The 20,606-nt window shown below is 59.5% G+C and carries 20 protein-coding genes and 1 tRNA gene; 16 read left to right on the top strand and 5 right to left on the bottom strand.

The window, feature by feature from the left end:
- The first annotated feature begins 216 nt into the window (after positions 1–216).
- The 3 genes from leuS to holA are packed head-to-tail and all read left to right on the top strand — an operon-like array spanning position 217 to position 4,489.
- Positions 217–2,658 (top strand): leucine--tRNA ligase, encoded by a 2,442-nt coding sequence (gene leuS, locus ACWHTU_RS17940; RefSeq protein WP_447860778.1) that lies wholly within the window; start codon positions 217–219, stop codon positions 2,656–2,658.
- A gap of 52 nt (positions 2,659–2,710) precedes the next feature.
- A complete protein-coding gene (gene lptE, locus ACWHTU_RS17935; RefSeq protein ID WP_447860777.1) occupies positions 2,711–3,358 on the top strand; it encodes an LPS assembly lipoprotein LptE in 648 nt (215 codons plus the stop codon).
- 27 nt (positions 3,359–3,385) lie between these two features.
- Positions 3,386–4,489: a DNA polymerase III subunit delta gene (gene holA / locus ACWHTU_RS17930; protein ID WP_447860776.1), complete on the top strand. Its 1,104-nt coding sequence runs from the start codon at positions 3,386–3,388 to the stop codon at positions 4,487–4,489.
- Here holA and rpsT read toward each other — a convergent pair.
- Positions 4,467–4,748, bottom strand: coding sequence for a 30S ribosomal protein S20 (gene rpsT, locus ACWHTU_RS17925; RefSeq protein WP_447860775.1), 282 nt, complete (start codon positions 4,746–4,748; stop codon positions 4,467–4,469). The two genes, holA and rpsT, sit on opposite strands and share 23 nt — an antisense overlap.
- Before the next feature lie 102 nt (positions 4,749–4,850).
- Between rpsT and pyrF the strand changes: the two genes are divergently transcribed.
- Both pyrF and ACWHTU_RS17915 read left to right on the top strand, forming a co-directional pair.
- On the top strand, positions 4,851–5,603 hold the full coding sequence (gene pyrF / locus ACWHTU_RS17920) for an orotidine-5'-phosphate decarboxylase (protein WP_447860774.1): 753 nt from the start codon (positions 4,851–4,853) through the stop codon (positions 5,601–5,603).
- A gap of 144 nt (positions 5,604–5,747) precedes the next feature.
- Positions 5,748–5,823: transfer RNA gene (locus tag ACWHTU_RS17915), tRNA-His, on the top strand.
- Positions 5,824–6,011: 188 nt separating this feature from the next.
- Here ACWHTU_RS17915 and ACWHTU_RS17910 read toward each other — a convergent pair.
- Positions 6,012–6,197 (bottom strand): hypothetical protein, encoded by a 186-nt coding sequence (locus tag ACWHTU_RS17910; protein WP_447860773.1) that lies wholly within the window; start codon positions 6,195–6,197, stop codon positions 6,012–6,014.
- 159 nt (positions 6,198–6,356) lie between these two features.
- Between ACWHTU_RS17910 and ACWHTU_RS17905 the strand changes: the two genes are divergently transcribed.
- The 4 genes from ACWHTU_RS17905 to ACWHTU_RS17890 all read left to right on the top strand — a co-directional run bounded on the left by ACWHTU_RS17905 (position 6,357) and on the right by ACWHTU_RS17890 (position 13,364).
- Positions 6,357–6,668, top strand: a complete 312-nt coding sequence (locus ACWHTU_RS17905) for a PilZ domain-containing protein (RefSeq protein ID WP_447860772.1) — start codon at positions 6,357–6,359, stop codon at positions 6,666–6,668.
- 554 nt (positions 6,669–7,222) lie between these two features.
- On the top strand, positions 7,223–8,089 hold the full coding sequence (locus ACWHTU_RS17900) for a coiled-coil domain-containing protein (protein WP_447860771.1): 867 nt from the start codon (positions 7,223–7,225) through the stop codon (positions 8,087–8,089).
- Between the two features lie 320 nt (positions 8,090–8,409).
- On the top strand, positions 8,410–9,225 hold the full coding sequence (gene pal / locus ACWHTU_RS17895) for a peptidoglycan-associated lipoprotein Pal (protein ID WP_447860770.1): 816 nt from the start codon (positions 8,410–8,412) through the stop codon (positions 9,223–9,225).
- 707 nt (positions 9,226–9,932) lie between these two features.
- Complete coding sequence (locus tag ACWHTU_RS17890; protein ID WP_447860769.1) at positions 9,933–13,364, top strand: tetratricopeptide repeat protein; 3,432 nt, start codon at positions 9,933–9,935, stop codon at positions 13,362–13,364.
- 10 nt (positions 13,365–13,374) lie between these two features.
- On the opposite strand, the gene ACWHTU_RS17885 is transcribed toward ACWHTU_RS17890, so the two are convergent.
- On the bottom strand, positions 13,375–13,734 hold the full coding sequence (locus ACWHTU_RS17885; protein ID WP_447860768.1) for a hypothetical protein: 360 nt from the start codon (positions 13,732–13,734) through the stop codon (positions 13,375–13,377).
- 324 nt (positions 13,735–14,058) lie between these two features.
- Here ACWHTU_RS17885 and ACWHTU_RS17880 point away from each other — a divergent pair, with 324 nt between their 5' ends.
- From ACWHTU_RS17880 to ACWHTU_RS17865, 4 genes are all read left to right on the top strand, one after another.
- Positions 14,059–15,540, top strand: coding sequence for an amidohydrolase family protein (locus ACWHTU_RS17880; RefSeq protein ID WP_447860767.1), 1,482 nt, complete (start codon positions 14,059–14,061; stop codon positions 15,538–15,540).
- A gap of 94 nt (positions 15,541–15,634) precedes the next feature.
- Positions 15,635–16,318, top strand: a complete 684-nt coding sequence (locus ACWHTU_RS17875) for a TIGR00266 family protein (RefSeq protein ID WP_447860766.1) — start codon at positions 15,635–15,637, stop codon at positions 16,316–16,318.
- Between the two features lie 120 nt (positions 16,319–16,438).
- Positions 16,439–17,578 (top strand): M48 family metallopeptidase, encoded by a 1,140-nt coding sequence (locus ACWHTU_RS17870; RefSeq protein WP_447860765.1) that lies wholly within the window; start codon positions 16,439–16,441, stop codon positions 17,576–17,578.
- Positions 17,575–18,084 (top strand): metallophosphoesterase family protein, encoded by a 510-nt coding sequence (locus tag ACWHTU_RS17865; protein ID WP_447860764.1) that lies wholly within the window; start codon positions 17,575–17,577, stop codon positions 18,082–18,084. The genes ACWHTU_RS17870 and ACWHTU_RS17865 overlap by 4 nt, the downstream gene beginning before the upstream one ends.
- Before the next feature lie 85 nt (positions 18,085–18,169).
- On the opposite strand, the gene ACWHTU_RS17860 is transcribed toward ACWHTU_RS17865, so the two are convergent.
- The gene (locus ACWHTU_RS17860) at positions 18,170–18,580 is read right to left on the bottom strand and encodes a type II toxin-antitoxin system VapC family toxin (protein WP_447860763.1); all 411 of its coding nucleotides are present in this window, start codon (positions 18,578–18,580) and stop codon (positions 18,170–18,172) included.
- Positions 18,580–18,834, bottom strand: coding sequence for a type II toxin-antitoxin system Phd/YefM family antitoxin (locus tag ACWHTU_RS17855; RefSeq protein ID WP_447860762.1), 255 nt, complete (start codon positions 18,832–18,834; stop codon positions 18,580–18,582). The genes ACWHTU_RS17860 and ACWHTU_RS17855 overlap by 1 nt, the downstream gene beginning before the upstream one ends.
- A gap of 106 nt (positions 18,835–18,940) precedes the next feature.
- Between ACWHTU_RS17855 and ACWHTU_RS17850 the strand changes: the two genes are divergently transcribed.
- The 3 genes from ACWHTU_RS17850 (at position 18,941) to ACWHTU_RS17840 (ending at position 20,489) form a co-directional block, all read left to right on the top strand.
- Positions 18,941–19,144 carry a hypothetical protein gene (locus tag ACWHTU_RS17850; RefSeq protein ID WP_447860761.1) on the top strand — a complete coding sequence of 68 codons (204 nt, stop codon included), beginning with the start codon at positions 18,941–18,943 and terminating at the stop codon, positions 19,142–19,144.
- Positions 19,145–19,302: 158 nt separating this feature from the next.
- Positions 19,303–19,821, top strand: a complete 519-nt coding sequence (locus tag ACWHTU_RS17845; RefSeq protein WP_447860760.1) for a DUF3015 domain-containing protein — start codon at positions 19,303–19,305, stop codon at positions 19,819–19,821.
- Between the two features lie 155 nt (positions 19,822–19,976).
- Positions 19,977–20,489: a DUF3015 domain-containing protein gene (locus ACWHTU_RS17840; RefSeq protein WP_447860759.1), complete on the top strand. Its 513-nt coding sequence runs from the start codon at positions 19,977–19,979 to the stop codon at positions 20,487–20,489.
- The last annotated feature ends 117 nt before the right edge of the window (positions 20,490–20,606 follow it).

Below are 20,606 nucleotides of genomic sequence, written 5' to 3'. Positions count from 1 at the left end.
CCGCAACACTGTATCACGAACGCCGGCTCTTGCCACGTCAAACTTGCGGGGACAGATGAGCCGTCACGGCGTTCCCTGGCGCGGGGAATGATTCTTGTGAGCCCCAGCGGTCTATGTTAGATTCCCTCGGTAGCCGCGGTCCGAAAGTCGTGAAGCCGGAAGGCTCTCGCCTTCACGGTGTGTGCTCGACCCGGCTCGGAGATTTGCCGATCTATCATGAGCAAAACCTACGATCACCACGCTATCGAAGCCAAGTGGCAGGCCTATTGGGAGGAGCATCGGGTTTTCAAGGCCACTGAGGATCCGACTCGTCCCAAGTTTTATTGTCTGGATATGTTCCCGTACCCTTCAGGGTCCGGCTTGCATGTCGGCCATCTTGAGGGATACACGGCGACCGACATCGTCTCCCGCTACAAGCGCATGCGAGGCTTCAATGTGCTACACCCGATGGGCTGGGACGCCTTCGGTTTGCCGGCCGAACAATATGCGGTGAAGACAGGTATCCATCCGGCGATCACGACGGCGCAGAACATCGCCGCTTTCAAGCGGCAGATGAAGCGGGTCGGGCTCTCCTATGACTGGGACCGCGAGCTCAGCACCGCCGATCCTTCCTATTACCGCTGGACCCAATGGATTTTCTTAAAGCTCTTTGAGCGCGGATTGGCTTATGTGGCGGAGGTACCGGTGAACTGGTGCCCGGCATTGGGAACCGTGCTGGCCAACGAGGAGATCGTGGACGGCCGGAGCGAAGTCGGCGGGTTCGAGGTCATCCGCAAGCCGATGCGCCAGTGGGTGCTCAAGATCACCGCCTATGCGGACCGTCTGTTGGATGATCTCAAGCTGGTGGACTGGCCGGCCAGTACGCTGGAGATGCAAAAAAACTGGATCGGCCGTTCGGTAGGAGCCGAAGTAGAGTTTCCGTTGGTCGGCATCCGCGGAAGCATCCGGGTCTTCACGACCAGGCCTGATACTCTCTTCGGCGCGACTTACATGGTGCTGGCACCGGAACATCCGCTGGTCGAGGTGGTGACGACACCGGACCGTCGGGCCGAGGTGAGTGCCTACCGCGAGGCGGCGGCGCGCAAGAGCGACTTGCAGCGCCAGGATCTGGACAAAGAGAAGACCGGTGTCTTTACCGGCGGCTACGCCGTGAATCCGGTGAACGGCGCACGCCTGCCCATCTGGATCGCCGACTATGTGCTGATGAGTTACGGAACCGGCGCGATCATGGCGGTCCCGGCGCACGATCAGCGCGATTGGGAGTTCGCGCGCCGATATAAGCTGCCAATCCGGGAGGTCATCGCCGGCGGCGACATCGAGCGGGAAGCCTTCGTCAGCGTCGAGAAAGGGACAGTCGTGAATTCCACGACGCCGGACGGGTCCTTCTCGATCGACGGCCTCGCGCCCACCGACGCGATTCCCAAAATCACGGCTTGGCTGGAAGCCCAAGGGAAGGGACGCAAGGCCGTCAATTACAAGTTGCGCGACTGGCTCTTTTCGCGGCAACGGTACTGGGGGGAGCCGTTTCCCATCATCTGGGTAGACGGCGAACCGCGGCCGTTGCCCGAAGAGCAGCTTCCGCTGACCCTGCCTGAGACCAACAACTTCAAACCACCGGGAACCGGCGAGAGCCCGCTCGCCAATCTGACGGACTGGGTCGCCACCATGGATCCAGCTACCGGCAAGCCGGCGCGCCGCGAGACCAATACGATGCCGCAATGGGCCGGGTCGTGCTGGTACTATCTGCGGTTCATCGATCCGAAGAACGACCGTCTGTTGGTCGATCCGGCTAAGGAACGGTATTGGATGCCGGTGGATCTATACATCGGCGGCAGCGAGCACGCCGTGTTGCATCTGCTCTACGCGCGCTTTTGGCACAAGGTCCTCTACGATATCGGGGTCGTCAGCACCCCCGAGCCCTTTATGAAACTGGTTCATCAGGGCACCGTACTGGGTGAGGACAATCAGAAGATGTCCAAGTCGCGCGGCAACGTGGTGAGCCCGGACGAGATGATCGACAAGTTCGGCGCGGATGCCGTGCGGTTGTATGAAATGTTCATGGGCCCGCTTGAAGCGATGAAGCCGTGGAGCACCCGGGGCGTCGAAGGCATCACCCGGTTCCTGGACCGGGTCTGGCGGCTGGTGGTAGGCGAGGATGGCGGGCTGAGCCGCGCCGTCGTCGAGTCCGAGCCCTCGCTCGATCAGAAACGATTGCTACACCGGACGATCAAAAAAGTCACCGAGGATATCGAGGAGTTACGCTTGAACACCGCGATTGCGCAGATGATGGTGTTCACCAACGAGATGACAAAACTCGACGAACGACCGCGTTCGTTGCTGGAGCCGTTCGTCCTGCTGTTGTCGCCCTTTGCTCCCCATCTGTGTGAGGAGTTGTGGGAACGATTGGGGCATCGCCCGAGTCTCGCCCGGGAACCCTGGCCTTCGTATGATCCCGCGCTGATCGTCAGCGAGCGGCTGACGATTCCCGTTCAAATCAACGGCAAGTTACGGAGCAAAATCGAAGTGGCCGCGGATGCCGCCCGCGAAGAGGTGATCGCATTGGCTCGTCAGGATGCGAAGGTGCGGGAGTGGTTGCAGGGCAAGGAGGAGCGCAACGTGATTTACGTCGAGAAAAAGCTTGTCAATTTTGTGGTGTAAGAGAATCGTGCGAGTCAGGCGAGACAGGCAGGAAGGGCGCGAAACGCGAGAGATGTGGAAAACAGAGGTTGCGCAAGGGCAAGGTACGGTTCCCGCTTTTCATCCGCTTCTCGCATTTCTTGCGGCGGCGTTGCTCGCCGCGTGCGGGTATCAATTTCGCGTCGAGGGGGCCGGCCCAACTATCGGCGGATCGGCCGGTGTCGAACCGTCCACGGACGCGCCACGCCTGGTGGTCCGGACGCTCGAAAACAAGAGCTTCGAACCGAACCTCGAAATCAAGTTGACGGACTATGTCCGGTACGAGTTTTCCGTGGGAAGCGGCGCGCGGGTCGTCTCGGATTCCGACTCGGCCGATCTGGTGCTGACGGGACAGATCATCGGCGTGAGTTTGCCGACGCTGAGCTTCAGCCAGACGACGACGCTCGAGAGCCGGGCGGAAGTCATCCTAGCTGTCAAAGTCGAAGAAGTCCGCACGAAAAAAACGGTGTGGACCCAGACGGCGAAGGCGTCGTCTGAGTTCTTTGTGACACCGGATCTGCAGTTCAATCGGGTGCTGCAAAACCGGGCATTGGAGCAGGCGGGACGACTGGTCGCGGAAGATCTGGCCTCGCGATTCCTTCTGCACCTGGAATCGAACGTCGCGGCCGTTGATGGGTCTGGGGGTGGCGTCTCCGGTGAAAGCCCGACGCAGTCACGCTGACTCCATTCCTCGCTTCGAACACGTTGCGTGAGATACCAGGACCTCGCTGCCTCGTTGAAGAAAAATGGTCCGGCTCCTGTGTATGCGATCACAGGAGAAGACGATTATTTGCGGGATCAGGCTCTCGTCCAGATCAAGGCCGCCGTGTTGGGAGAGCACGGGATCGCCGGATTCAATTACGACCTTTTTTACGGAGGCGAAGCGCCGGCGACGGCTGTTCTGACCTGCGCCATGGAAGTTCCCGCTTTCGCGTCACGACGGCTGGTCGTTTACAAGGCGGCCGACAAGATCTCAGCCCGGGATGCCGATGTCTTGTTGCCGTATCTGGAGGCTCCCTGCGAGTCCACCACGTTGGTCTTCGTCGCACCCAAACTGGACGGACGGTTGAAGCTGACGCAAGCGTTGCAGCGCCGGGCGGTGACGATTGACTGCTCGGCGTTGCGGGATGCGCAGTTAACCGCCTGGATTCGTGAAGAAGCCCGGTGTCTCGGCCTCCAGTTGCAAGAGGACGCGGTGGCGCTGCTTAAAGACGCGGCCGGGGAGTCGCTCTACGCTGTACGGCGGGAACTTGAAAAACTGGCCGCCTATATGCCTTCAGGCGCCCTGGCTGGTCCCCGGGAAGTCGAAATGCTGCGGGGGACCGAACCAGGAGCATCGGTTTTCGATCTCACGACCGCCATCGGCGCGCAGGATCGCGGTCGCGCCTTGACCATTCTGGCTAGGAATTTGGAAGCTGGAGAAGCGCCGTTACGCATCCTGGGCGCGTTGATCTGGCAGTATCGCCGTCTTTGGAGAGTGAAAGAGACGCTTCGCCAGAACGGGAAAGAGTTTGAGGCGGCGCGCGCGCTTCGAATGGAACCTCATCGGGTCCGTCCATTCCTGGCGCAGTTTTCCGATGCGCATCTCCGGACGGCGTTCCAACTGTTTCTGGAAGCAGATTCGCGATTGAAAGGTGGGAGCACCGGGTCGGGCCGGCGGGTTTTGGAAGCCCTGTTGCTCCAATTATGCGAGAGAGTCGGCGCATCACCTCTCGCCGGGTCCCCGCCAGACTGTGGAACTTTTCCTCGTCAGGCTTCAGGGGGAAAAGCGGTCCAGCCTGCGGAAACGGTCACGAAGACTGAGAAGCCGTGAGCGAATTGACCCGGGCGGCGAGCCGGGAAATACGGCGGGACGCGGTGTTCCGTTTGAGCACGCCTTTGGTGACCGCTTTGCTCAAGGCTGACGTGGCCTCCCGCAACGACGCTTTCGCCTCTTCGACCTTCTTCTGGTCCACGGCGATCAATACTTTCTTGACGAGGCTCTTGACTGCGCTGAGCGTCGCCCGGTTGCGCTGGCGGCGCCGTTCGGATTGGCGCGCCCGCCGGATCGTCGATTTATGAACCACAGCCATAACAACACTCCTATGCTGGGAGGAGCGAATTTCTAACACAACGCTCCTGAAGCGGTCAAGGAGATCGCAGACAGACCGAGAGTCAGAAGGCCATACACGGCGATGAAATCCACAACGACCCGTATTGACGCGCGTGACCGGTTGATCCTTGCGCTGGATGTTCCCAGTCCGGATGAAGCCGAACAGCTTTTGTCCTGTGTGGGGGATCTCGTGACCTTTGTGAAGGTGGGCTTGGAGCTCTATGCAGCCGCCGGCCCTGAGATGGTTCGGCGCTTGATCGCGCGCGGGAAACGGGTGTTTCTCGATCTCAAATTTCTCGACATCGAAGAAACCGTACGCCGGGCCACCGCCAGGGTGGCGGCGATGGGGGTCGAGATGTTGACGGTTCACGCGAACCGGAAGGCTCTCACGGCGGCGGTTCAGGGACGCGGGGGGGCTCCCTTACGGTTGCTGGCGGTTACGGTCCTGACGAATTTCGATGGGAACGATCTGCGCGAGATGGGGATCCAACGGACCGTCGAAGACCTCGTGATAGCAAGAGCCGCGCTCGCGGCCGAGGTCGGATGTGATGGGGTCGTTGCCTCCGGCGAGGAACCGGCGGTGATTCGTCGTAAGGTTGGATCTCGCTTATTGATCGTGACGCCTGGCGTTCGACCGACCGGCACAAGCAGGGACGACCACGCCCGCGCAACGACACCGGCGCAGGCCATCTCGGCTGGCGCAGACTACGTGGTCGTCGGTCGGCCGATCCGGGATGCTGCCGACCCGGCCGAAGCGGCGGCGACGATCCTTGCGGAGATGCAGACGGCTTTTGACGCACGGGGCGCAGACCAGACGGGTCCTTGTGAAGCCTGAAGCCTCGTTCGCAGATGAGGCGGAGTTCTGCTCTCTGTGTGACGAACGTCACAGCATGCATGGCGCGACAGGCCGATGGTTGCAGCCGTTCTTCCCACTTTGTTAAGATTCCCACGCATACGTCTCTTTATGCTGACCTGAGCGGTGGGTGTAGCTCAACGGTTAGAGCGCCTGGCTGTGGCCCAGGAGGTTGCGGGTTCGAAACCCGTCACTCACCCCAACCTGGCCTTCATTTCACTGAGCAGGTATCGCGTTTGCCTTCGAAGGGTTCGGTGTGCCATCAGGCTCAGGAAGGCGGTTGATCCTTTCATGCGTTCGGCCAGCGACGATCCGCTTTTGCGGGCGTTCGAAAAAAGGTTTGTTCCTCTTCCGCGGGACAACTTCTGACTCTGAGGAGTCGAAAAGATATCAACCTTCTTTCGGCACCTGCGACGATCGATCGTTCATCAAAACGAAGCCGAGAGACGCTGCGATGGCATCTGCCTTCCTCTGTGACGACGAGCCAAAACCCGCGCTCTCCTTCGCCTCACTCTTGAAGGTGCAGGAGATGAAATGGTCGAAGCCTCGAACGGCCGAATGGGCGTCGATCTGCACCCGCGCAACCTATCCCGTTTTCAGTTAGCGTCGCGATTCTTCTGTCTCAAGCGCACTGCCAACGTCAGCTCGACGATTCAGCTCCGTTCGCGTAGGGCCGTTGGACTCTATTTCGTCCCAGAACTCTGTGCTAGGTGTTGGTTTATGGAGTGACGAGGCATGGAGGATGTCCGCTTGCACACCAGAATTCCAGTTCAATTTCGAGCGAGTTTCACATCGGTGCGCGTTGGAACGGGGGAGGGAGCGATCGTGGACTTGTCCCCGGTAGGCTGCCGCATTGAAAGCCCTGAGCCTGTGCCTGTGACGACCTACCTCGAGCTACGCCTCGAGGTCTCGTTAAAAGAGCCGCCGATCCTCGTCGATCTGGCGGCCGTCCGTTGGGCACGAGGGAAACAATTCGGCGTTCAGTTTCTCAGCCTGCGGCGCGAACATCAGGAGCGGTTAAATCGCATGATCGAGCGGGTTGGTTGAGATCCCCCTCCGGGTAAGCGTCCGGCCCGAGCAAGGCGCGCGGCTCTCATCAAAAAACGGCCCTTCTACCTGCACAGCCCCGCGGCTCCTTCCCCTCTGCGTGCACTTTTTGTGAGCCCCGCTTCCACTCCAAGCGGTTCCCTGACCGTTCCGCAAACAAGGTGGGCCTGGAACAAACCAATCAGCACTGAACCAGAACATCTGGCCTATTATTCCTCCACAATTCAGGTGACCAGCACAAGAGGCCGTGCCGCTTGGGATGCGTAACGATGCGGTCGCGTGCATTGTACAGAGATGTCCCGGCAAGGAAACATTTTGCGTCCTGTGCAATTCGTGTCGATCGATCATCGAATTTTGGTGCCCATGCCCCCGACACCTCGCCGCGGAGGTTTCCGAAGTGCCGAGCAAAGCTGGATAAAGTGGGCAGGTCTGGCCGCGCGGCATACGGCTTGCGACCCTGAGTCCAGCAGCAACACGAGTGATCCATGCCGAGTTGTTTCAAGAATGCAGAAAGTCGGCGTGGACCGCTATGGAACCGGAAGGAGGAAACGGGTATGAACACCTCACATGATGGGCAACGCTGTTCTCACATCAAGGGATGCTCTGCTAAGAGCTTAGGTAAAGACCTGTTCGTCGGTTTTCTACTTGTTTGCATAATGGGCATGGGAACGCCGCTCACGGTCTTCGCAGGTGAACAGCGCGGCGATCGTGACGAGGAGCGGTATCGACTGATTAACCAGCGCTTGAAGGCCAAAATAGAGGCGTTGCGAAACAAGATCAAGGAACATAAGCGGGAACAGCACAACAATGCTGGAGGCGGTTTGGTCGATTTGCAGGCTCAGGTGACGGATCTTCAAAGTAAAGTGGCCGCATTGACGAGCGCTCAGGAGTCTTTACTGAACTTGCTCGGGGAAGCCCAGAATCAGATCGGAACCTTGCAGATGAAAGTGAATACGCTGGAGTCCGGTGGTGGTACGAGCAGTCTCCCGCCCAGTCTGACAGCGCTTTCCAAGTACCTGGCCGTCGATCCGAATCCGATCAACGGCTTGAACGGCCCTCATGTGATCTTGACGGGAGTCAACCTCCATGTTCGTAGTGGATCGGGTTCGACCGGTGACAACGGCACGCCTACTGGTTTGGGCAATCTCATTGTGGGGTATAACGAAGGTCCGCATCCCACAGGCGGTCGGACTGGTTCCCACAACCTTATCGGGGGTACGCTCAATGCCTTTACGTCTTCAGGAGGGCTCGTGTTCGGGTCGCGCAATTGGATTTCTCGCCCTTACGCCGCAATCCTCGGAGGAGAAGGCAACCAGGCGGAGGGTTTGGCATCGAGCATCCTGGGGGGGAGGGGAAATTGGCTGGGCTCCTCCTATTCTTACTTCCCGAGTACATCCTCAGGAGGGTGCGCGGGATGCTGAGTCTTTGTGCTTGCGTAGCGGGTAGGCTACTTCTCTTCCTCAGGAGTAACCCAGACTGTCAGGCCCGGTTCGCCAAGAACCGAGCCCGACATTTTTAGGCGGGAATTGGCGGATACGGCTGGGGCTCCTCATGCGCACCTGAAGCGGCTCAGGTTCAATCCCGATCTCTTTGCTCTGTCATCGGTTATGGGAGGTACAGTTTTCCGAAACTTTTTAATCTCTGCGGAACAGGCCGGAGTCGGAGGAAGAGGACCCGGGTGAACTATGAGAGCTATATTTTTTTAAGAGCACGAGATCGGTTTAACCTGGAGAATGAAGTTATGAAGATTCGCGACAGCATTATATTGCCCTGTTTCGCGGTTGCATTGCTGCTCACGGTTGGGACTGGTTGCACAGGTAAATGGGTAAGCGGCGGGTCAGAGTTCCAGTCGTCTGAACGACAGCTTTCCGGAAGCCAATCCGGACGTATAACCGATGCGTCCAAGGACGGAATGGAGCGGAAGATGGAGCAGGACGCGCAAGAGCGCGGATCGATTCAACGACAAGATGCTGACGGGGGCGTTCCGGACCTCGCCGTTTCCGGGTCAAACTCCAGTAGCGCAGGTCCCGGTACCTTTGGGCTCAGCGGACTCGATCCCGTGGCCCCAGGTATCGCGCTGACAGAGGAACAGGTGGCCGCGAACAGCCTCGTAGCGAGTGCCCCGCATGCCCGCGAGATGGATCAACAGGATCGGGATGAAGAAATACGCAAGGGTGAAGCAGCCGCCGCGGGTTTGAATGACGTCTTTTTTGATTACGACAGTTGGACACTGACTGAAGAAGGCCAGCGAACCTTAAGCGCCAACGCAGCATGGCTGAAGGCAAATCCTACGGTCCGACTCAGAGTTGAGGGACACTGCGACGAACGCGGCACCCATGACTATAACCTCATTCTGGGCGAAAAGCGCACCAAAACCGTGCGCAGCTATCTGGTTGAGCTGGGGGTCGACAGTTCGCGGATATCCAGCGTGTCGTACGGCAAAGACCGACCATTCTGCCGGGAACACCACGAGGCCTGCCACCAACAGAATCGCCGAGGGCACATGACATTGCGGCGCTCTAGGCCCTCAACCACTGCATCGCCCGGGGGACGATAAACCGGCTTCGGAGCCTTATCGCGGAATACCGCTATGCAGCAGGTACTGGTTCGCTCAATTGGCTTCGTCGCACCGTGGCCAAGCATGGTTATCGATCATGGCCAGGTAGGCCTTTGGTCTATAGGGTCTTGGAGTTAGACCTTCCTTCTCTGAGCTCTCTTTGAAACACTTCTCTCGACCTTAGTCAGTCACTCACCGCGATGAGCCATTAAGTAACGTCATCGCAGGGCAGTCCTTCAAGAACCTGTGGCGAAGCCCCATGGCGACGTGAGGGCAACCCCGGGCCCTTGGCCCGAGGATGGCCAGTGAATGAAAAGTACCGACAGGTTTGAGGCGCGAAAAATCGTGTTGATCTCGCTTCCCCCTGTACAGAGCAACCCACACGGCGAGCGGGACCGAACAACAGTCACTGTACAACTCATTGATGAGAATGAGAGTTGTTACAGTTCAACGCCAAACCATTTCCGGTACCGAGTTTGCATTTGAATGTGGATCTCTTCTTGAAAAGCTGCAAACTTCGTCGGACCGACCGATGAAGTATAGAGACGGAAGAAACAGCAGCTTCTTCTTCCCTTCCTGGTATCTGCTAAGGTTGTACTGTGCGAACAGATAAACGATCTTCGAAGAAGGCACCTCCCCGGGCCCCCAAGAAGGGTGTCGTTGGGTTCAGCAAGAAAACCGCTCTTTTTGAAGAAGCCGTCACACAGATGAACGCCGGTAAGTACGGCCGGTCGTCTGCTGTGTTGAAGGAACTGCTGGCTCTCGATCCCCAGAATCTTGAAGCGCGCCGGCTTTTCGCCACCCTTCACCTCAGGCTGGGCAGCCTCATGACGGCTCGAGCGGCATTCGAGTCACTGGCGATGGAGGCGTTGCAGCGTCAGGACTATTGGCTCGCCGAGTCGCTGCTCAGAGAATATCTGGCCGCCGGCCCGCGTTGTGTCCCGTTTCTGGAATTACTCGGCCACGTGTACGAAGAGAAGGGCGACCCGATGGCTGCGGTCGCTGAATACGGGAAAGCCATTGAGGTTCTGGTCGAGGATCCGGATCCTGACCATCCGCAACGGGCCGCCGAGCTCTATGCCAAGATCCGCCAGTTGGCCCCCGCAAGTCCCATCGCCTTTAGACTGGCCCCCATGTTCGATGCCAGAACAGGCGAATTGGCTGTGAAATCCCATGATCGTGCGTCCGGAGAGTCGGCCGACGGATCCGAGACGCAGCCGAGTAGCTCATGGGTTCGCGAGGGAGTCCATCAGAACGACGCTTCTGTTGGTCTTCCCTGGGAAGCAACCGAGGGAGAGGCGGAGTCATCCGTTCGTATCGAAAGGGAGTCAGAGGGGTTGCCCGGCAGGGAGAGTCAAGAATCAACGCCCTCACCGGAGTGCGGATCATCCGAGAGTGAGTCGGGTGAAGGCCAAAGCGCTTCAGTGACCTTCACGTCAGGGGAAACGCCTGCCCCCGACAGCGAACGAACTGATCTCACCGCTTCCGCCAAAGACGTGGCCGACCCGAGTGTACCGGCAGATATGTCCCTCGTACTCCCCGCCGTGCGCACGCCGGATACCCAGCCGACTGCCCCGGCCCGTGAAAAGTCAGAAGGCGACCAGCTATCGAGCCCGATCGGTGAAACGACATCGCTGTCCGTTGCGTCCGGATTCTCGAGTGTGCCGGTCGCGGAGGCGGCGATCCAATCTGCTGCTGGCGTGGACACGTTGGCGGCTCCAATGCCGTGGGAACAGGTAGAGGAGACGGCAGTGTCGATTCCCCAATCGGAGCCGGGAACGATTGGGGCGAACGGTGAAGCCTCGGGCGCCGATCCCAAGGGGCGGGAGTCGACAATTGGACAGATTGGAGGGGAACGGGCTGATGCCGGAGTTCCGGTAGTTGACGAAACCGATTCAACGGAAGAGACGGTCCCGGGAAGTCAGCCGGAAGCTCCAGGGTCGAAACTGCCTGAGACCGAGCAAACGGTCTCACCAATTTGGGAGTCGCCGCCCGTTTCCTTAAGACCGGAGCCGGAGGCAGGCTCTTCTTCGGAGCCTCTGCGGGTGCTGGAATCCGTCGTCGAGCCGGTTGCGGGCAAGCCTGAAGGACATCTCGCGGATCATCCAATGGGGCTCCCGATTGCTGCGACCGAGGTTGAGCAGAGTGTTGTTCGGCAAGACAGTCTTGTTCTTCAAGAGAAGTCCTCGACTGCGCACGAATTCCGCCTGAAGGAAAAGGCAGACGGAGGCGTGGAGTCGATTGAACTTCTTCCGGCTGCTGAGACTGCGTTACAAGAAAGGCAGGACCTCGACTCACGGCGGCATTCCGACCAAGTGGGGCCGAGTGCCAACCGAGAGGATCTCTCGCTGTTCGAACTTTCTGTCGGCGGAGGAATAGCAGTCGAGCCGCGATCACAGGACAGTGTTTTTGTTTCCGAAGAAGAAACGATCCGTTTCGTTTCCGCCGAACCAACAGAAACAACGCCTCATCTCAGGGATGTGACCGCAGAATCGACGCCGATGGCTCCACCATTGGTTTCCGCCGCGACCCCTCACGGTGGAATCGCCCCCGATACCGCTGTGGCGCGTAATCAAGCAGACTCCGGCAAGAGCGTGCTGTCGGCTGTCGATGTGTTGTTCGGGGGTGCGAAAGGACGAGCCACGGCGACGCCGGCATCAGTGTCCACGCCTCAGAAGGCGCGGGGATGGCTGCCATTGACTCTGGCACGTTTCCGCCTGGGCGTCATGGCGTTTGTCCGGAATAGCCTCGCCACGATGCACTCGCTCGTGATGTCGCTGCTGATGCTCACCGTAACCGGCATGGCAGGGCTGGCCGTAGGGGGCGGTTTGATCGGGTTGACCTGGATTGTGATGGAAGAGCGGCCCAGCAACGCCTTCCACAACCTCAGTGGTAGTGCCCCCGAGCGGACAGGACTTGATCCCGGAAAGAACGGATACCTTCTGCTCCTGGGATTCGATGCCGACCCCTCTCGTGATCCTATGCAGACCGGCTACGAGAGAAAGTTCACAGCCGCCGATCTCGAACTTTCCAAGTCCTGCACAGGAGGGGACGGGGCAACGATGTTTGCGGTCCAAGGAACGGCATCGGCCAGCGCCATCTCGAGTTGGTTTCGGACGTCCGACCCTGCCGCGCTGTTCAAGAATCAGGCCGGCGGGATCAGAACCTGGCTTTCGCAATATGGAGCATCGCTCGAACGGTATCGTCGGTGGCTGAAGCTGCCGTTCGAGGACTGGGGCTATGGCCGACTCGTGAGCCCGAACTGTTCCGCGATCCTGACTGCCCATCGACTCTATGTCGCCGAAGGGTTTTCGGAAAACGTCGAGTTGGGTATCGCCCGGTTGGAAGGGGACCTGGCTGCATGGCGAACAGCGCTGGCTCAGGCCAGAACTTTGCCCATCAAAATGATGGCGGTCGATGCGCTCAATGACGATGTTGCGGTTATCTCGGGTCTCTTGACACGGCTTGACCTGGAAGAAAAATTCGTGCCCCAGTTGATGAAAATGGTTCGGCCGCTGGATCAGGTCGAGCAGTCGCTGCGCTGGCCGATGCAAAGTCAGTTCACGATCGCCTCAAAGACCGCCGATCCCAGTCTCAAGCGAGAACCCCCCGAGGATCGACCGCTCTACGTGGCAGTCGTGGCAGCGATGCCGCTTCCTAAGCAAAAGCGGCTGAACGCGTACGCCGAGTATTACGAGGCGGCGATGAAACATGGCGAGGGCCCGCGCGCGTTCGCGCCCAAGCTTTACAGCTATGTCAGGACTCCCCCGCAGGGCTGGCTAGATTACCTGCTGAATCCGATCGATAACGTGGTAGGCCTGGAGCCCTTGCCTCCGTGGGACCTGTACAGGAATCGGGTACTGGAAACCGATGCGCGTCTTCGGCTGGCTAGCCTCCAGGCCTGGATTAGACAAAGCCCGCACGGCGCCGATCTCTTGGCACGTATTGCCAAAGCGGGCCAGAGCGTTTACGATCCGTTCACCGGGTTGCCGATGCTGCTCAGTACCAAGAAGAACCTCCTGTACAGTGTCGGCAAAGACGGGAAGGACGACGACGGCGATCCTCGACTTGATGTGACTGTGCTGCTCCCCCGTGTTGCTCCTTCCGCCTCAATCGGGAGCTATCGAGCGGCCTCGTAGTTGTCTGCCTCTACGGAGTTGCAGTCACTTTCGTGGCTTCTTTCACCGGCGGTTCGATCTTGATCTCAGGACCCTGCACCTTCGGCAGGATTCCTGCGCCCTCTTTCTTTAGCACCCGCTGATTGTTCGGGTCCACGAGATTCTGGACGACATGGCTGTCGTCGAACGCCGCGGCTTCGAGTGCCGCCTTTTCACCGCTTGCATTGGTCTGGCCGGGATCGTTCGCCAAAGGTTGTCCCGTGACCGGACTGACCGCCTTTCCCATCGGATACCCAGGGTGCTTGGGCAGCATCGCGGGATTGGCCAGCGCAACGGATGCGCAGAACCCCCCGCTGATGACCGCCGCGACGGCGACAAGTGAGAACCTCATGGGAGACCTCCTTTTGTGAAAACAAAAAAGCCTTCTCAAGGTCGGCCCCGAGAAGGCACACGCATCACTCTCTGACCTGATCGAATTCCAAGGTGCCTGACTTCGTTTACCCCGGTTTCATGACGAGATGACTCCCCAGGGTCGAGAGCAACATCATAAACAACATGCTCCTCGAAATCTTGAGCGTCAAGGCGGACCAATTACGTAGAGGGCTGATCTTCTCATGCCGGCCGGTTCCCCGTTTAGGGGATGTCTTGACAGGCCTCGGCGCATTCCACACAATCTGGCGTCGAATTCGCTTCCGACCGATCAAGGAGCACGGCCATGCGACATCGCGGAGGATTTCGGTGCAAGCCTGGCATGAAGCAAGGCAGCGTGTCACTTTCGCCCATTCCAACCAGGATCGTTTCTAACGAGGAGTTCAACCCTCCGCCTCAGACGCAGGCTCAAGCGAGAGTCGAATCCTTGATCACGTCGCTTGCGGACGAAGCCTCGCGCCGATTAGGGGTCACACGCCGGGACTTTCTCAGAACCACGGGCGGCATGGCTGCGGCCTTGCTCGCGATGAACGCCGTGTTCGGGAGGTTCTTTGACGTGCTCGATATTGAGGCGGTCGAGGCCGCCGCGTTCGCCGAGCGGCAGGGCGATCCGTACTTCATCTTCGACGTCCAAACACATTATGTCGGGGCGCACTATGATCCCGCGGATGCCGAAACGAAACGCAAAGGGGCGGTGACCAAACAGGCCCTGCTGGGATTGCGCCGACGGGTGCGCGAAGCGGGGCTGAACCCGAAGTTGGGCGGCGATAAAGGCACGATCGACGATCTTTCGTGGGAGAACTTCATCAAGGAGGTCTTCCTGGACAGTGAGACGGCCGTCGGGCTGATCAGCACGCCGCCGGGACCCTACCCGCAGGAAGCGGTGGTCCCGCCGAAAGAGATGGCCCATATCCGGGACGAGATCAACCGCGTCGCCGGTTCGCAACGGATGCTGGCGCATGGGCTGGCGACTCCTCAGCTTGGCCGGGCGGACCTGGACTTCATGGAGATGCAGGCGGGCACCTTGAGGGTAGACGCATGGAAGTGTTACACCGGTTCGCCGCCCAAGGGGGTCGAGCACGGGTGGTGGATGGACGATGAGAAGCTCGCCTACCCGATGCTAGAGAAGGCGAAGAAGCTCGGTGTGCCTCGTGTCTGCGTTCATAAAGGGCTTCCGCTCGGACCGGTCGAGGACTACAATCACCCACGCGACCTGATCAAGGCGGCCAAGGATTTTCCGGATATCGCCTTCCTGGTGTACCACTCGGGGTTCAAGGGCGCCGCCTCCGTCGAAGAGACCTTCACGAAAACCGGCGAGATTCCGTGGACGAGCGAATTCTGCCGAATGAAGCGCGCCGAGCCGGGCATTCGCAACATCTACATGGAACTCGGTTCGACGTTCGGCCAGTTAGTGATCACCCATCCGCTCATCTGCGCGCATTTGCTCGGCCAGATCATCGACGCGTTCGGTGCAGATCATGTTCTCTGGGGGACCGATTCGATTTGGTACGGCACGCCGCAATGGCAGATCGAGGCGTTCCGCCGGTTCCAGATTCCTGATCAGTTGATCGAGAAGCACCGCTACCGTCCGCTTACGCGCGAGCTGAAAGCGCAGATCTTCGGCTTGAACGCGGCGCGTGTGTTCGGGGTGGACGTCCACGCCAAGCGGAACGAAATCCCAAAGGATTACGTAAGCCGTATCAGAATGACCTATCTGGAAGAAGGACCGAAGCCGAGCCATCGACTCTATGGGTGGGTTGTGGGCTAGAAACTATGGGTGAGAGGCAATAGGCCGGAAGTGGAAGAAGACTTTCCTATTGCTGCACGCCTCGTAACTCTCGGCGTCTTGAAGGAGACTCGTAATGAAAAGCGAAATTTTGTATCCGGGTGCGTTTCCAATGGTGCGTGTCTATTTAGCGGCGGGGGAAAGCGTGAAGGCGGAGTCCGGCGCCATGGTAGCGGCGTCTCCGACCATCGATGTCGAGAGCAAGATGGAAGGAGGCTTGCTGGGCGCGCTTTCCCGCAAGCTCCTCACTGGAGAAAAATTCTTCTTCCAGACGCTCCGGGCGACGCGCGGGGCCGGAGAGGTGTTGTTGGCCCCTACCGTTCCCGGCGACATTGTCGTTCTCGATCTCGATGGGGTGAGTGAGTACCTAGTCCAGAAGGATGGATTTCTGGCCGGAGCGCAGGATGTCAGGATCGACAGCCAGATGCAGAGCCTCAGCCGAGGTTTGCTCGGTGGCGAAGGATTCTTCATTCTGAGAATCGGTGGAATCGGGCAATTGATCCTGAACAGCTTCGGCGCGATTCACAAGGTCGAGCTTAAACCGGACGAAGAATACATCGTGGACAACAGTCATCTCGTCGCATGGACAGCCACCACGACCTACAGCATCGAAAAGGCCGCGGCGGGTTGGATCGCCAGTTTCACCTCCGGCGAAGGATTCGTCTGCCGGTTCCGCGGCCCCGGCGTCATCTACATTCAAAGTCGCAATCCCAGTGGGTTCGGTGCCTGGATCAGGCAGTTCATACCGGTCTCCGAATAGAGGGGAAATGGGTAACAAGAAAGAGGGCGCCGGGATGGAAAGGCGAGCAATCCTTCGTGCTGGTATGTGCACACGCGCTGGACCCGCTCCCCCAGTACACCGCTATTCCCCCGCTCTCCCATGACTCACACACCCAACGCCCTCTGTTTCGGCCATGACCTGCCGGCCGCGGGAGTGCCTTGCCATGTCGCCGTGGGTCCAGACGGACTATCAATCGAATTCACCGATGGATCCAATCGCGTCGCGGCGGAAGCCATCCCCTTCTCAGCGCTCTCGATCGGAGCGGGCGGGTTCGATCACGATCACCTCGTCTTGCAGTGGACCGCGAACGGGATGGGGCGGACGGTCTATCTGAAAGATCCGACGGTCATCATCGCCTTTCGACAATCTGCTCCGCCGGAGCTGAGGGACTATCTGGAGCGGACCGCAGAGCACGTGCGACGCTCGCGGCGGAGCCGGCGCCTCGTTATCGCGGTGGCGGCCGGTTCGCTGTCGGCGTTATTGCTGACCCTGTGGTTCGGGTTCGACACCCTCGTGTCGCTGGCTGTAAGTCGCATTCCTGTGGAGTGGGAGCAGAAAATTGGGGAGGCGGCGCAGCGCGACCTCCTGGCCGGACAGACCGTGGTAGCCGGTGGACCGGCGGTCGAGGCGGTCCGGGAGATCACCAAGCGGCTGACAGCACCCATTCCCGACAATCCCTACACGTTTCACGTCACGGTGGTCCGGAGCGACATCGTGAACGCCTTCGCTCTGCCGGGCGGGTATGTGGTGGTATTCACTGGACTGCTGAAGAAAGCCGAGAGTCCGGAAGAGGTCGCAGGGGTGTTGAGTCATGAACTCAATCATGTGCTCCAGCGCCATGGGCTGGAGCGGATCGTTAAAACATTGGGGATCGTGGCGGTGGTCACGATCCTGGTCGGTGATCAGCAGGGCCTGATCGGGCTGGCGAAGCAACTGGGCGTCGAACTGCTGACTCTGAAATTCAGTCGCGAGCAAGAGACGGAGGCGGACGTGACCGGGCTGAAGCTGCTCCACCGGGCTAGGATTGCGCCGGACGGCATGATCCGGTTCTTCGAGCGGCTCTCCGAATCGGAAAGCGGGCGCGTCGAGCTGCTCTCGACGCACCCGATGAGCGCCGCACGGGCGGAGCGACTGAAGGCGGAAGCGGCGTCGCTGCCCCCTCAGACGCCGGAGCCATTCGGTTTCGAGTGGCGCAGAGTTCAGGAGTCTCTGAGGCAGGACGAGAAAGGCTCGTCATGAGTCCAGGGCGAGGGATGCTTCGCATCGGCGTGATTGCAGATACCCACGGGCTCTTCGATCCAGCGATCCTGCGGCACTTCCGGGACGTCGATCACATCCTCCACGCGGGTGATATCGGCGGCAAATCCGTCATCGAACAACTGGAACGACTCGCGCCCGTCACTGCCGTGTCCGGCAATGTGGATGGATATGAGCGCAGCGGATTTCCCCCGGAGACCGTGATCGAGCTGGGCGGGCGGCGCATTGCAATCAAGCACATTGTTTTTGAAGGCGGGAAGATCACCAACGACGGGCGCGCCTTTCTGGAGCGAGCGCGCCCTGACGTCTGCGTGTTCGGCCACACCCATCGACCTACAGCCGAATGGGTCGGCGCGACGCTGCTGTTCAACCCGGGCTCCGCCGGCCCGAAACGTTTCACGCTCCCGCGCGGGCTGGGTTTGCTCACGATCGACGGCGATCACGTAGAGCCCACACTCATCCCACTCAGGGATCGCAAGGAACGATGATTGTCCGTCAGACACTGAGAACAGCTTGGTGGGGATAGGAGTTCCGCAACCGCGGATGAGCGGGAGTGGACTGCCCAGGCTGACCTCAGGGCACTTGGACACCCGTCTTTTTGGCTACGCCGCCGAGCCGCTTGTCAAGCGTGGCGAGCCCGATGCCTTTCCGCTGCGCCAATTCGAGGTACGCAGCGTCGTAGGCTGATAGGCCTGTTGCTTTGGCAATGGCCTGCAATCGCCAGGCTGTGTCAGGGTTCAGATGCGAGTCGGTCTGGATCGGAAGCAGCTCATAGAGTTCAGTGAGTTGTAAGCGCTCGGCCTCGGTCAGCCGCTGTCGGCGCTGGGCGGCGACGAGTGCATTGGACAATTCGTACCACCACAAAGCCGGAACCCAGAGTTTATCGTCCGGTTCCAGCGATTCGAGGAAGTCGTCGGCCTTGGCCGAGGACTCGTCAGGAAGCGCCCATGCCAGCGCCACGGAACAGTCCAGCACCCACTCCATCAGAAGCGGCGTCCTTCTTTAATCAGCGCGCGGACCTTGAGGGGACCCTTGAGGCGGAGACGAACGGCCTTGAAGGACGCCGCAACCTCTTTCGGGGAAAATTTCGTGCTGCCTTTGTGGGGGGGGATCAGTTGAGCCACATCCTTCCCGCGCCGCCGGATCACAAAGGATCGTCCGGCCTCCGTTTCTCGCAGCAGCTCCGAAAGGCGAGTCTTGGCTTCAAAGGCGCTGACCTCAACCGGCTTCATCCGCATGTGGGGCTCCGTCAAGAAGAGCGGTTCAGAAAACTAGTTTAGTTAACTGGTTGAATCGAATCAAGGACCTTGGCCGGGCAAGATTTCACATGGCTTGAGAACGGGGATGGAGTCGAGGGTACGGGACAGCAGGGTTCCTGAACAAGCCGGCGCCCGCTTAATTCACAGCCCCATGGGCTGCGCGACACGGTTCGTCACTCCCGGCTCCGCCGGCCAGAAATGCTTCACCCTTTCGCGCGAGCTGGGCTTGCTGGCGATCGACGGCGGCATCACGATCGCTCACATTGCCTTATCGGATCGTGCCGAGTGACGTCGGGTCAGCCGCGCGATTCTCTTGGTTCGACTCTTCATCGGTCCGCATCTTGGATGCCAGCTCTTGACTTTGTGTGTCGACGCAATTGTGGTATAACCGCTCAGGAATCCGCGGGTGTACGTAACGCTGCGGACCACAACAACAGGAGGAAAATCATGATGAACAAATTCTTGCTGCTGCTCTTCGCGCTCGCGCTGATCACTGTTCAAGCCCTCGACGCTTTCGCAGCCGGGAATCCGGACACCGGTCCCGGTTGCGGTCTGGGAAAACTGGCCTGGCAAGACTACAAGGGGCAGAAGCAGATTGCCCCGCAGGTGATGATGGCCACGACGAACGGCACCTTCGGCAGCCAAACATTCGGGATCAGTTTTGGGACGTCAGGATGCACGAACGACGGCGTGATCATGAGAACAGAACGGACCAACGTCTTCGTCTTCGCGATGTTCGACAATCTCTCGCAGGAGATGGCCAAGGGTCAGGGCGAGCACCTCGCGTCGCTGGCCACCTTAATGGGTGTGCCGGCCGAGCATCAAGCCGAGTTTTTCACCATGGCCCAGGAGAAATACAAAACGCTGGTAGAGGCGGGGGAAGCGTCGCCGGTGGCGGTGATTAAGGCCATCGAGGATGCCATGGCTGCGCACCCGGTCTTGGCCAAAGTCGCCGCAGTGCGCTAAGCGAGGTGGTGCGAGATCGCCGCTCGTTGAGCGCAACCGAACCAAGCGAGCGCGCAGACGGATTTTTTTCTCACCGCTTGCTCGGTAGTGGGCTATAATCACGTGCGTTGTCGCCGCACGGGCGGCAAGATCTCTAACCATAAGGAGGAGGATTTATGTTGAGAAAACTGCTCATGCTGTCGGTCCCGCTGGTTTTTATCTGTGCGCAGGCCGGTCTTTCGCTCGCCGCCCATCCCGACACTGGTCCGGGTTGCGGGTTGGGAAAGCTAGCCTGGTCGGACTATAAAAACCAAAAGAACATCGCTCCACAGGTTCTCATGGCCACCACCAACGGGACGTTCGGCAGCCAGACGTTCGGGATTAGCACGGGCACTTCCGGATGCACGAACGACGGACAGATCTTTAGCGAACAGAAGGTGACGATGTTCGCCGCTATCAACTTTGACAATCTCTCGCAGGAGATGGCGCAGGGCCAGGGCGAGCATTTGGCGTCGCTGGCGACGCTGATGGGCGTGCCGGCGGAGCATCAAGGCGAGTTCTTTGCCCTGACCCAGGAGCGATACACCTCCTTGATTCAGTCCGGCGAGACCTCGCCGGTGGCGCTGGTCAAGGCGTTGAACGATGCCATCGCCGCGCATCTGGTTCTCGCCAAAGCGTCAACCCGCTGATCGATGCGAAGGGCTCCGGCCGCCCGGCCGGAGCCCCGTTCATTCCACGATCTTCTATTGTTTATTCCGCAACGCCGTTGCGTCTCTGTGTTGCAATCCTCTTCAGCTCTTCCATCC

The sequence above is a fragment of the Nitrospira calida genome (genome assembly GCF_976986435.1).
Note: the sequence above shows the minus strand (reverse complement) of the source record. Positions and strands in the feature narration are given on the sequence as shown.